This window comes from Aneurinibacillus migulanus, assembly GCF_001274715.1.
Lineage (GTDB): Bacteria > Bacillota > Bacilli > Aneurinibacillales > Aneurinibacillaceae > Aneurinibacillus > Aneurinibacillus migulanus.
Genome location: NZ_LGUG01000004.1, coordinates 3264871 through 3277210, shown reverse-complemented (window position 1 = coordinate 3277210; position 12340 = coordinate 3264871). Strand labels below are relative to the sequence as shown.

The 12340-nt window shown below is 36.5% G+C and carries 15 protein-coding genes; 12 read left to right on the top strand and 3 right to left on the bottom strand.

Annotation, left to right across the window (positions count from 1 at the left end):
- The first annotated feature begins 645 nt into the window (after positions 1-645).
- Positions 646-1095, top strand: coding sequence for a MarR family winged helix-turn-helix transcriptional regulator (locus AF333_RS17560; RefSeq protein WP_053432715.1), 450 nt, complete (start codon positions 646-648; stop codon positions 1093-1095).
- On the opposite strand, the gene AF333_RS35585 is transcribed toward AF333_RS17560, so the two are convergent.
- On the bottom strand, positions 1067-1246 hold the full coding sequence (locus tag AF333_RS35585) for a hypothetical protein (RefSeq protein WP_235496547.1): 180 nt from the start codon (positions 1244-1246) through the stop codon (positions 1067-1069). The genes AF333_RS17560 and AF333_RS35585 overlap by 29 nt on opposite strands.
- Before the next feature lie 204 nt (positions 1247-1450).
- Here AF333_RS35585 and AF333_RS37525 point away from each other — a divergent pair, with 204 nt between their 5' ends.
- The 4 genes from AF333_RS37525 to AF333_RS17545 all read left to right on the top strand — a co-directional run bounded on the left by AF333_RS37525 (position 1451) and on the right by AF333_RS17545 (position 4640).
- Positions 1451-1783: a serine hydrolase gene (locus AF333_RS37525; RefSeq protein WP_161808222.1), complete on the top strand. Its 333-nt coding sequence runs from the start codon at positions 1451-1453 to the stop codon at positions 1781-1783.
- Positions 1761-2339 (top strand): serine hydrolase domain-containing protein, encoded by a 579-nt coding sequence (locus tag AF333_RS17555; protein ID WP_081003380.1) that lies wholly within the window; start codon positions 1761-1763, stop codon positions 2337-2339. The genes AF333_RS37525 and AF333_RS17555 overlap by 23 nt, the downstream gene beginning before the upstream one ends.
- Before the next feature lie 557 nt (positions 2340-2896).
- Positions 2897-3898 (top strand): phosphotransferase enzyme family protein, encoded by a 1002-nt coding sequence (locus tag AF333_RS17550; protein WP_053432713.1) that lies wholly within the window; start codon positions 2897-2899, stop codon positions 3896-3898.
- 211 nt (positions 3899-4109) lie between these two features.
- Positions 4110-4640, top strand: a complete 531-nt coding sequence (locus AF333_RS17545) for a GNAT family N-acetyltransferase (protein WP_043067503.1) — start codon at positions 4110-4112, stop codon at positions 4638-4640.
- Between the two features lie 122 nt (positions 4641-4762).
- Here AF333_RS17545 and AF333_RS35580 read toward each other — a convergent pair whose 3' ends face one another.
- Positions 4763-4984 (bottom strand): hypothetical protein, encoded by a 222-nt coding sequence (locus tag AF333_RS35580; RefSeq protein ID WP_235496546.1) that lies wholly within the window; start codon positions 4982-4984, stop codon positions 4763-4765.
- Between the two features lie 413 nt (positions 4985-5397).
- Here AF333_RS35580 and AF333_RS17540 point away from each other — a divergent pair, with 413 nt between their 5' ends.
- The 6 genes from AF333_RS17540 (at position 5398) to AF333_RS17515 (ending at position 9498) form a co-directional block, all read left to right on the top strand.
- Complete coding sequence (locus AF333_RS17540; RefSeq protein ID WP_052812282.1) at positions 5398-6270, top strand: alpha/beta fold hydrolase; 873 nt, start codon at positions 5398-5400, stop codon at positions 6268-6270.
- A gap of 385 nt (positions 6271-6655) precedes the next feature.
- Positions 6656-6841 (top strand): hypothetical protein, encoded by a 186-nt coding sequence (locus tag AF333_RS33775; RefSeq protein ID WP_235496544.1) that lies wholly within the window; start codon positions 6656-6658, stop codon positions 6839-6841.
- A gap of 578 nt (positions 6842-7419) precedes the next feature.
- Positions 7420-7725 (top strand): cupin domain-containing protein, encoded by a 306-nt coding sequence (locus AF333_RS17530; RefSeq protein WP_043067506.1) that lies wholly within the window; start codon positions 7420-7422, stop codon positions 7723-7725.
- Positions 7707-7928 carry a nitroreductase family protein gene (locus AF333_RS35575; protein WP_052812278.1) on the top strand — a complete coding sequence of 74 codons (222 nt, stop codon included), beginning with the start codon at positions 7707-7709 and terminating at the stop codon, positions 7926-7928. The genes AF333_RS17530 and AF333_RS35575 overlap by 19 nt, the downstream gene beginning before the upstream one ends.
- Positions 7915-8154, top strand: a complete 240-nt coding sequence (locus AF333_RS35570; RefSeq protein WP_052812280.1) for a nitroreductase family protein — start codon at positions 7915-7917, stop codon at positions 8152-8154. The genes AF333_RS35575 and AF333_RS35570 overlap by 14 nt, the downstream gene beginning before the upstream one ends.
- A 399-nt stretch (positions 8155-8553) precedes the next feature.
- Positions 8554-9498 (top strand): aminoglycoside phosphotransferase family protein, encoded by a 945-nt coding sequence (locus AF333_RS17515; protein WP_043067507.1) that lies wholly within the window; start codon positions 8554-8556, stop codon positions 9496-9498.
- A 146-nt stretch (positions 9499-9644) separates the two neighbouring features.
- Here the strand turns inward: AF333_RS17515 and AF333_RS17510 are convergent, their stop codons facing one another.
- Positions 9645-9998, bottom strand: coding sequence for a glyoxalase superfamily protein (locus AF333_RS17510; protein WP_043067508.1), 354 nt, complete (start codon positions 9996-9998; stop codon positions 9645-9647).
- A gap of 899 nt (positions 9999-10897) precedes the next feature.
- On the opposite strand from AF333_RS17510, the gene AF333_RS17505 reads away from it, so the two are divergent.
- Positions 10898-12295, top strand: coding sequence for an amino acid permease (locus AF333_RS17505; RefSeq protein WP_043067509.1), 1398 nt, complete (start codon positions 10898-10900; stop codon positions 12293-12295).
- The last annotated feature ends 45 nt before the right edge of the window (positions 12296-12340 follow it).

Here is a 12340-nt window from a genome sequence, read left to right as displayed (position 1 = left end):
CTTGATGTTGATATAGCAAGACTGCCATTAGGGACGAACAGGGATCTGATCCTTGTCTTACTTCAAATACATCCTATATACATCTGCATCAAGTGAAGGATAATAAGATGAATCACCATAATAGTTTATAATCACACAAACTGCCGTAAGTATTACTATGGGTAATATCATAAGAGCGATGGACAATATATTTTTAGAAAGAACAGCTTTTTTTAGATGATCGAATTTTTTTCTTATTTTATATTGCTTTAGGTAAATGACATTGGATACAGAAGTCATTTTATTACCTCACCTCTTAATCTGAATACTAAGTTTTTTTTGATATATTTTCTATCTTATTATGAGGTTTCTAATGCCTTTCTGACAAAGCCGATATTCCTCAATGAAATCGAAATCATTGGTAATGAAAGCGAGTGCATCGTATTTAATCTTATGATTTCGATGCTTTGCATCGAGTTTCTCATGTTCTCATATATATAAACACCCCTACCATTCGATAAAGAGAGTAGGGGTGAGAGAAGTCATTATTTTTATGTTGTTTTTTGTCTGGAGGTTTTAGTAGGCTTAGGACTCACCTTGGAAGGTATTCTTTAATTATTGACATATCAAATTATTTAATTATAATTAAATATTGAGGTGGATAAAATGAATACGGAGCTTATAGCCCTTGTTAAAGAAATAAATGAACTTGAGTATGCGTGTAATTCTATGCTAACTAAGGAGTATGAAGATTTAGTAGATGAAAGCATTACCAATAGTCAAATCATCATACTCAATCATATTAATCATTATGGTCGCCTTCTCACTGGAGATATCTCGAAACTCATGAACATTAGCCCGAGTGCTGTAAGTCAGACATTAAATAGGCTAGAAAAAAACGGGTACATTAAACGCTCCATTAACCCCAGCAATCGAAGGGAAATTTTTGTTGAGTTGGATACTAAGGGAATTAAATATATAAAAATTAATGAAGAAATCGAACTATCAATTATTGAACGTTTTTATTCTAAGCTCGATTTAGCAGATATTACAGCACTAAAGGATATTATGTATAAATTAAAACAAATCATAGAGGAGGAGCAAAAGAATAAGTAATTTTTTTTGATAAATACTTAAGTATAATTAAATATTTATTAATATTAATTTTAGGGTGGATACGCCCTGCGCTCCGGCAGAAAAAGGCGGACGTGTCTTTTTCCAACCGCTCCCGCCCACCGCCCTTCCTTCTTTTCTTATCTCCCACCACAAGAATTTGTCGATGTATTAAATCAGATGTATATAGAGGTGATGCTGAATGAATACAGAATTGTTAAATACTCTGGAGAAATCGACCCGACAAATGCTCTAGCAATATATAGACAAACGAAAATGTGCTGTCTTATCGATTGGCATTATTAATCAATCCAAGCAGGGGATTTTTGGTTTCAGAAACTCATCTATAAAAGGTAAAGTGCATTACAAAGATATAGTGTATGAAATTGGCTCACTGACAAAGGTATTTACTACCTCATTGCTGTCTTTATTAGTAGAGAAAGGTGTAGTCTATTTAGATGATTCAATAGGTAAGTATGAGAAAAATTTACAGATTGAACATCCAGTTACACTCAAACACCTCTCGACTCACACGTCCGGGTTGCCGTCAATATCACCGATTAAAACAATCATGAACCGATTTGACAAAAAAACATACCGCGATCCTTATTGCTTGTTTGATGTTCAAGAAGCCATTACGTACTTAAGCAGGGTATCACCTGGTAGGGTTGGAAAGGTTTTATTCCAATGAAGGAATGGGATTGCTCGGAAGATATTTAGCACAAAAACTTGGGACGGATTTAGAGAAAGCTCTGCTTAAGTTCATCTGCCAACCTCTGGGCATGCAGGACACAACCATAAGATTATCCCTTGATCAAAGAAACCGATTAGTCCCGGGATACGCAGGTAAAGATGTGAATCAGCCGGAATTAGCTATGAAGGTGTTTGAGGGAGCTGGAGCACTGCGTTCTACCGTTACTGACATGCTGCGATTCCTCTCGGTATACCTGGGCATATATGCCGATCATCCAATGAATAAATCATTTTATATCACCCAACAGGAGCATATCAGCCAAGGAAAGAACTTTGGAGTTGGATTAGGCTGGATAATCGATAAAAGGAATAGAATCATATGGCATAATGGCAGCACTCATGGGTATTCTAGTTTTTTAGGCTGTGATCCCTACAATTCTATTGGAATAGTAATTCTATCTAATTATCGGCCAAGTCTAATGGACGATACGCTAAATCGAATTGGTTATGAGATTCTTACACAAATACGAGAAAATAATTATAACTTTGGATGAGTATGCTCTATAAAATTGGCTTGATGTAGTAACAAAGGTTCAGGTGGTTAGAGGGGAGAGAGTCAGAGAAAGAAGAGGTTGGATATGCCCTGCGTCTTGGCAGAAGAAAGGCTAGTGTTTCTTTTACTCGTCCCTGCTCCTCTTTCTTTTCTCATTTCCTACTACAAGAGTTTGTTCATTTATCAAGTCAGATGTATAAAGATTGAAAAAAGCGACAGATCCTTTATTGGATTGTAACCCTTACGGTATTTTTCTTTATTAATGCTACAAATTACATTTGTCTTTTTCCTCAATATTAAGATATAATTAATTTACTATAATTTGAAGGGGAGTGGCAAAATGGAAAAATTATTGAACCCATTTTTAAAAATTACGCTTCGTTACCCCTCATTCATACAATTGGAGTTTTATTGAATATATCCGATGAATGAGCCTATAGCTTGAAGCCTTGGCTTTTTTATTTTGCTTTATCATGAGGGAACGAAGCTGTAATTATGACATGTAAATCGACAAATAAGACAAAAACATGACTAATTCCGGAAAGAGGTATCGTACTCATGATGAAACTTAGTACCATGAAAAAAGTTGTTGCCACAGTGAACGATGAATGGCAGAGCCCTGTAGCAGAAAAAATACTTGAACGATGGGGATATGACCATGATTCAGTTTATTATTTTAGATCCAGCGCAAACTTCGTATTTGTTTTCCACAAGGAGGGAAAGAAGCATTTCTTAAGGTTTAGCGATTCTTGCGAAAGAAAACTGCAGACGATAGAAGCAGAAATCGAGATTCTGCACTATCTTCGTGATCAACCTGTTCATACAGCTCAGCCTGTTCCTTCATTAAATAACAAATATGTTGAGGTAGTTGAGACAGAAATTGGAACATTTTATGCAGTAGTATTCCAAGCACTTCAGGGGGAACAGTACGATATAGAGGATATCAATGAGGAACACTATTTCGTCTGGGGGCGCACATTGGGTCAATTGCATGCGAGCTTAAAAAGGATGCCCGAAACTTATCGTCGCGGCCGCTCCAGTTGGCAAGAGCAACTAAGCTTTGTAAAAACAATGCTGATTGATCAAGAACCCTTCGTACAAAAGGAATGGGAGCTTGTTACGAAATGGGCGGAGCAAAAGCTGGTTTCAGAACAAACTTTCGGGTTAATTCATTATGATTTTGAATTAGATAATCTATGCTGGCAAAACGAAAAAGTAAGCATACTTGATTTTGATGATTGTGTTAATCATTGGTATGTAGCTGATATCGCCTATTCTTTGAGGGAATTATCAGAGCACGATGTTGACCTGGAAAATCAGTTCGTACAGGCTTTTATTAGAGGATATACACAAGAAACAGAGCTGGATATGAGCTTATTAAAAGATTTGAAATGGTTTATGAGGATGCATAATATTGTAACGTTTGCGACATTATTACGAACGGTAGATATTCAAGAAGCCCCGGACGATCCTGAATGGCTCATACATCTACGAGAAGATTTGTTGGGCTATATTGAAGAATATCGAGCCTCATTTAAAAAGCGGGTTGCTGAAAACTAAGGAGCTTTTAGTCTACTCTCTATCTTCTGTATAAAATGAGCGGAAATTTGATGTTCCCGCTCATTTTATACTATTACCTACTTGCAGTCATGTAAATACCTTGGTGCCATTACGCTTACTATAGTAGGTATTTCAAACTGACTACAAAGCCGTGATAAGGGGGACTCGCTATTAGTAATGATAGTTTAGCAATAATAGAGCGAGGGATAGTATGTTATTCCAAAATGGTAAGTTAAAAGTTCGCAAATTAACAGAACAGGATAAGTATCTTTTAGCAAAATGGCTTTCAAACCCATCCGTTCTTGAATTCTATGAAGGAAGGGATAATCCTTTTGATGTAGACAAGGTTAATGAAGTTTTTTATGCTTCCGAAGAGGATGAAGTTAAATGTATTGTAGAGTTTGAAGATAACGAAATAGGGTATATCCAATTTTATCAATTAGATGATGAAATGAAAAAAGAATATGGATATTTTGATGAAACCATTTATGGAACAGACCAATTCATAGGTGAAGTAGAATATTGGAATAAAGGACTTGGAACGTTACTTGTTACATCTATGGTAGAATATTTAGTCGAACATAAACAAGCAGACCGGGTCGTTATGGACCCTCAAACAAGAAATACGCGGGCTCTAAAGTGTTATGAAAAATGTGGTTTTAAAAGAATTAGAATTCTCCCTAAACATGAGCTTCACGAAGGTGAATATCGAGATTGTTGGTTAATTGAGTACAAAAATTGAACTTAATTTTTATGAAACTAACGGGTGCCCATATTCAACAGACTGTACTCTAAAGGGTCAATTTTTTTATAAATTGAAAAGAAAAATCCTGTTTTGATTGCTCGTTTTTCAAAACAGGATTTTTACATTTCGGCATGTAAGTTACCCAAAAACGTGTTGCTATTCGAGATTAAGATGGCAATGCTATTGGCTCTGAAATGATAGTCACATAGCAAGTTACTAGAGAAGTGGCATCGGAGGTGCCCTGCGCTCCAGCAGAAGAAAGGCAAACGTGTCTTTTTCCGACCGCTCAAACCCTTCCTTCTTTTCTTACCTCCCACCATAAAAACTTGTCGATTTATCAAATCAGATGTATATAGATTCCCAATGACTCGATTTTACTTGTAACTTATACCCAACAGGTAGATAGGATAAAAAACGGTTGAATAAGAATACCGTATTATTATCGCAAGATGAAGGTCATATCTGTACATGTCCCGAAAAAGTGTGGGCATAGTGCTAAAATATTAGCTCAGCTCTATATAAAATAAATTTAAACTATATTTAAACTATCCTTAAATAAGACTTAAGAAAAGGGGTATAAAGTGTTAAGTAATTATAAAGGGGAGAGAAACAGTATCTCTGATATAATTACTTATTACAGAAAGCGGTGAAAATAGTGGTAACGCGGAAAAAGTTTAGATTTTGGATTTTTATTAGAAATATTTTGTTAATTTTTATCGCAATGTTTTTAGTTTTGATAATATTCAATCAAGTTATGGGTGCATATGAAAAAAATAAATATCCTCCTTTAGGTCAATTAGTTGAAGTGGATGGTGAGAATATGCACGTATATACAAAGGGGAAAGGTAAAAACACTATTGTCTTATTAAGTGGTGCGGGTACCGCAGCACCTGTATTGGATTATGAACCTCTAATGAATGAAATGGCAAAAAACAACAAAGTGGTAGTGGTAGAGACATTTGGATATGGCTGGAGTGATATCACAAATAAGGAACGAACAGTCGAAAACATCGTAGAGGAAATAAGAGCTGCACTTAAAAAAGCTAATATAGAAGGGCCATACATATTAATGCCTCATTCCGTTTCTGGCATTTATAGCATGTATTATGCCAATAAATACCCCGATGAAATTAAAGCGATTATAGGGATCGATTGCACTTTGCCGCAAATGGTGAAGTATTTTAATGAATCTGCTCGAACCATGCCCCAGTATTTGAGCGTTATAGCCCCAACTGGAATTGCAAGGCTGGCAGTAAATATGAATCCAGAGAAGTACCTTCCCATTGCGGATAAAGGAACTTATTCTGATGATAATTTAAAGATGACTAAGATTATTTCTGCCTGGAGTCTTGGTAACAAAAATATAGTTGCTGAAGTAAATGAAATAAATCATAATATCGGTAAAACGATGGATATGTCATTTCCTCCAGATATGCCCGTCATGATATTTACTCCCAAAGATGACAGAGTGAGGGAAGATGGGAAAACAAAGGTATCTTTTTATCAAACGCAAATAAGTCATTTACCCTCTAATAAGCTCGTTGTATTAGAAGGACATCACTATCTACATTGGTCTCGCTATAAGGAAATATGCAAAACCGTTAATGATTTTATAAATACATTTTAATGAATAGAATGCTTAAGTATTTTAAATTTGATATTCAACAATTGGACGCTTTAGTGAAGTAAGATAATTATGTATGGACTGATCGTTTTTTACCTTTCAGTCTATTTTTTATAGATAGTGACGGTATCTTCATAGCAATATATTCCAGATTTTACGTAAAAAAGATGGAATTATTTTTAAAAGGTGGGAGATAATGCCTGTCTTATCACATGAGAGTTAGAGCAGGTGCAGTTATTATAGAGACTAATTCAGTTCTCTTGGTCGAATTCAATGATAAATTGATGTAGAAGTTGGTCCATCAGCGTTTGTATACGAATCATTTTCTTATTCAATTAACGAACGGCATTCTCTAATAAGATGGGAACATGTAGTATATACATCTGATTTGATACATCGACAAATTCTTGTGGTGAGAGGGAAGAAAAGAGACATCATGAAACTTACCTTACGCATGATACAAAAAGGAGTGGATAACGAAACCGTAGCCGAATTAATTGAGCTTACACAGGAAGATATTGAACATCATTTCAAGGCTAAGGTTTTCTTTTTGATGAATATCAAGCAGAAGTAGGGACAACATCATCTTAAAAACATATCTTTTTTGTTTTTAGAGAGGTTTGTCTATCCGATAACGTAGGATAGGTAGACAAAGCCTAAGTCCATTTATTTTTAAGAGGACTTAGGCTTATTGGGCTTATTAGGTGGAGTTAAGAAGAAAAATACTAAAATTTTTTTTAGCTCCTTTTTCTTTTTGAAAATTAGCATAACAAGATTTAATGTGAACAAAATGCTACTAACTAGAAGTACAAGATTATAAGGGGGATTCCTAATGTTTAGAAGCCAAAAAAGAGCTAAACAAAATCCATAATAAAGGGCGAATGAAATACTAAGAAGTAAAGTACTAAAGCAAGCCCATCCAATTCTTTTTTTGGTTACTTTAATCATGAAAATCTCCTCCAATCATTAGCGGAATATGTCAGTTGATTTGCTGGACTATAAGGAATCCTAAAGCATTTTTTGTATAACGAATACTTAAGTAAAGATAAGCATACCTCTCTTTTTTTGAAAAATAATCTATATTAATAATAATTCAATTTCCTATATTTCACAAACTATATTTAACGTCCGATCAGTAAAAGAGGGTTACATATGATCAATGCAAAGACCGTTATGGATGATAATACCGATGAGACGGTAGATAGTTCAGCGACAGTATCGTTCGTGCTGAAATCGGCTCCACGGAGAAAGCTGTGTTCCATTGAAAGAGATGAAGCGACGAACACGCATCTTCTGTTGTTTGTTGAGTCGGGGCAAGGTTCACTCTGGTTGGAAAACCATGAGTATCGATTATTTCCCGGTCGCTGCTTCCTTCGGGAGACAAATAGTGGCATTAGCTCCGTGAACGGAGGACGATCCGGGATTTTAACGGTGAATCGATGGATAGGGAGACGGTGATTGATCTGTTAAACGATGCGGTTTGGGCACCGTTTCATTCCGTAAAGGAACCTTGGCGGTTTATCTTGTTTATGGAAAAAGGACGTAGGACTTTTGCTGGGGCTGTCGCGCTGGCGTATTCTAGGGAAGAAGTCGAGAAGTGGGGCGAAAGAATGATGTATCAACACTGCCACCAGATAAGCGCATCTTTTGGTCATCATTGAAGCCGATCCACGTCAAAAACAGTTTGAAGACGCGTTCTCGGCAGCAGAGGCCCTGATTCAAAATCTGCAGCTGCTCGCCTGGGAGAGGAAGATCGGCGTCGTCTGGAAGACGAACGATTACAATTGGCATCCGAGGTTTCTGCAAGCAGTCGGTGTGAAGCCGGGGGAGAGAGTTGTGGACACCTTGCATCTTGGTTATTTCAACGAAGAAGCGGATACCGGTTAGCGAAATATTGACCGTACATGAAGAATAGTTGAAACATAGCGAACTTGCTATTCGAGAAGTCGTTCGAATGGAGTGAATATTAAGAATGCTATCTACCAAAAGTAGGGATTGTCGCCGTACCTGTCTGTTAAAAATATAGAAAAATTCAACAATAAGCTGGCAGAATAGAGCAATAGCCTTTTCCATTAGTCTGGAAAGGGCTATTTATACGTTTGACCGCTCCTTGCTCTACAAGTTATCTTTAATATGGTAGCCGGAATTTAATGGAAAACGTATTGATTACCTCGTTATAATCAAATTACGTATTAGTGATTATCAGTTTTGAGTACACTTCCAATGATTTACGGATTTCGAGACGGTTTCAACTCTTAAGATACAGATTATTTTGAGGAGGACCTTATGAACAAGCTAAAAAATATTTTGAAAGAGCAGTATGATATAGAATTTATAAATGTTTCCCCACAGCAAGGCGGCTGGTCAGCACTCGCATATAAAGTGTTTAACAACAATCATACGTACTTCTTAAAGGTTTACGAAAAAAGCAGAGCATCCACTCCAAAATTGACAGCTCTTATAGATAAATATGTACCTATTATGGTTTGGCTCCTACATAATAGCGGCTTGAATGATAAAATTCCTGTACCTTTATTAACAAAGAATAATGATTATAAGTGCGAAGATGATGATGGAATTTATTTGCTTTATGAATATATTAGTGGAGAAACGATTGGCGATAAAAATTTGACAGAGGAACAAGTTTGTGGACTCTCGGAAATAATAGCAGAGCTCCATTTATATGGAAAAGAACTACCAATTGAAACGGATGCTGTTAAGGAAGATTTTTATGTTCCGTTTTTGCAACAGCTAAGGAGCACTTTGGATAAGGAGTATAACAAGGTTCCAAGTGATGTAAGAGAATTGATGAACCCGCACATTGAACAAATCAATGGTCTGATTGATACCGTTGAAAAGCTGTCTGTACATTTGAAAAACTGTAATTTAAGAATGGCTCTGTGTCATACAGATATTCACAATTGGAATCTAATGCAATCGGGACAACAACTAATGCTGATGGACTGGGAAGGGCTGAAATTAGCATCGGTTGAAGCGGATATAATGTTTTTAATTGACAAGCCATATTATGATAATTTTTTAAGTATATATCAGAAGGTCCATAAGAATTTTGTAGTTAATCCTACTGCCCTGCAGTTTTATCAGAGTAGACGTAAATTGGAGGATATCTGGGACTTGATTGAACAACTTATATACGACAATCAAGATACACAAGAACGAACGACTACCATCAACTACTTAACCAAAGAACTGAGAGACATAAACAACTGATTCTTTACAAAATAAGTATGTATCTATACCTTGATAAAGCACAGTATTTGTCCATAAAAAACACCAAAAAACAGATTTTATATCAAGTTTACGACTATAACTAAAAAGGCACAATTCTTTGTGCAAGAATTGTGCCTGATTACAATTTATTCAAGATCTTCATAGAAGGTTATTCTATTGAAGAAAGGATCTATTACCGTCATTTCAATAGTATCCCAAGGGGAATTCTCTATATCAGGCTTTACATAAGAATAGTTCTTCTTAGATAATAAGCCATGAAAGTCTTTTAAGTTTTTTACTTTAATTCTAATAGCACTCCCAGGGCTAGAGTCGCCATGATGTTCAGATAGATGTAAGATAGCATCGTTTAAAGAAACCTGACAATATAAAGGCATGTTTTCTTCGTACCGATGCTCCCAATCTAGCTGAAAACCTAAGTAATCTAAGTAAAATGCATTTGCTTTTTCGATATCAAAAATGCGTAAGATAGGTGTAATCATTTGAGCGCCTCCTTGCCTAATTTTCCTGTATCTAGTTATTTTATATATCTTTAATCAAAAAAACAATATAAGAGCGGTTTCTTAAATTTCGGGTACAAATCTAAAGTAAGTGTTGCACTGTCTCTTTATGTATTTGGCATGAAGGAGGATTTCGTATGCATATGCATCGTACCAGTATGCTTTAACGTTGCTTGTACAGCGGCTTTATTCCTGGTCACGGGCCTCCCAGTTTATGCACATCAGGGGTCATATGAACATGTTATAAGTGAATTTATAAGATATGTAAACAAAGATGAACTAACCGCTCCGCATTTGATTCTCCATTGGGCTTCTTTCCGGGTGTTTTTTAGATGGGTACTTTTTAAGGATGAAGTATACGCTAAATCATTTTATGGAATATCATATAAGCTTCTATAATCATGCATCGAAGCTGGTTGGTGATGATTATTTTCGCTATGAAAAAAAGGGGATTTAGCCGACAGAGCACATAGGCCGAACCTTATCAAATACATAAAATACTTTATATAATTAAGTATCTTCCTATCAGTTGAAGTTCTGACTTGCCCAAACCACTCATCGCATACTATGAAGAAAATATTTTGTAAATAATATATATTTTGATTTTATTTTATCCTAAGCATATTGACTTACCAAGTGTTTTTCTGATAAATACAATTGTTTTCATCAAAAAAACATATTATAATACAATGAGTAATTCAGCAGTAAAGCATAAGGTAGGAAAGCTGAATAGCCTTTCTATCTGGTTAGAATGTCTCGTAAAAAAGTTTTTTGATAAATAAAAAATAAGTGCCAGCTTCATCGGTGTGGATTGAAAAGAGAGTGCTCTAGCAGCTTTCCTAAATTACCACTAGCAGTGGCAGAAAGGAAGAGAAACAAAAGTGGCAAACAAAGAATTGAAAAGATCCCTGGAAGCCCGTCACATTCAGATGATTGCTTTGGGCGGTACAATTGGTGTCGGGCTATTTATGGGATCGGCAAGCACGATTAAATGGACAGGTCCGTCCGTCATGCTTGCGTATGCGATTGCAGGAATTTTTATATTTTTCATTATGCGTGCAATGGGGGAAATGCTGTACTTGGAACCAAGCACAGGTTCATTTGCGACCTTTGGCCATAAGTACATTCATCCCTTAGCAGGTTATCTAACGGCTTGGAGTAACTGGTTCCAATGGGTCGTCGTCGGGATGTCAGAAATTATTGCCGTAGGGACTTATATGCAGTACTGGTTTCCGGATTTACCCACTTGGGTACCAGGCATTATCGCAATGGTGATTCTCGGTGCAGCAAACTTATTCTCTGTTAAATCATTTGGTGAATTTGAGTTTTGGTTTGCGATGATAAAAATCGTAACCATCGTCTTAATGATTATTGCAGGGATTGGACTGATTTTCTTTGGAATTGGCAATGGAGGAAACGCAATCGGATTATCGAATCTTTGGGAACATGGGGGCTTCTTTACTGGCGGCTGGTCAGGCTTCTTCTTTGCTTTGTCGTTAGTGATTGGAGCTTATCAAGGTGTCGAACTGATCGGGATTACAGCAGGCGAGGCAAAAGACCCGAAGAAAACGTTAACGAGTGCGATTCAAAGTATTATTTGGCGTATTTTGATCTTCTATATTGGCGCGATTTTTGTAATTGTAACCGTTTACCCTTGGGATCAATTACAAGCGATTGGCAGCCCGTTCGTTGCAACTTTTGCGAAAATTGGTATTACAGTAGCAGCAGGGTTCATTAACTTTGTTATCATCACCGCTGCCATGTCTGGATGCAATAGTGGGATTTATAGTGCAGGACGTATGCTTTATACATTAGGAGTAAATGGACAAGCACCAAAAATATTTACGAAGCTTTCTCATAATGGTGTGCCTTTGCTGGGAACGATTGGCGTACTAGTAGGTCTGGGCGTTGGTGTTATCCTGAGCTATCTTGCCCCAAAAAATCTATTTGTGTATGTCTACAGTGCTAGTGTACTTCCTGGTATGGTTCCGTGGTTTATTATTCTAATTAGTCAAATCAAATTCAGAAAAGCACAAGGAGCTGTAATGGATACTCATCCATTCAAAATGCCTCTTGCTCCAGTGACAAACTACGTAACGATTGCCTTTTTGCTTATGGTATTAATCGGGATGTGGTTTAATGATGATACACGCATCTCCCTTATTGCAGGAATTGTTTTCTTGGGTATCGTCGTGATTAGTTATTACGTTTTAGGAGTTAGCAAGGCTGTTCCAGTGGGGACTCAAACAGATGATCAAAACACGAGCAGATTAAAGTAGCGAATAAAAAAGAATAGATCCATCAAAAGGAACGTCATGAAAGTT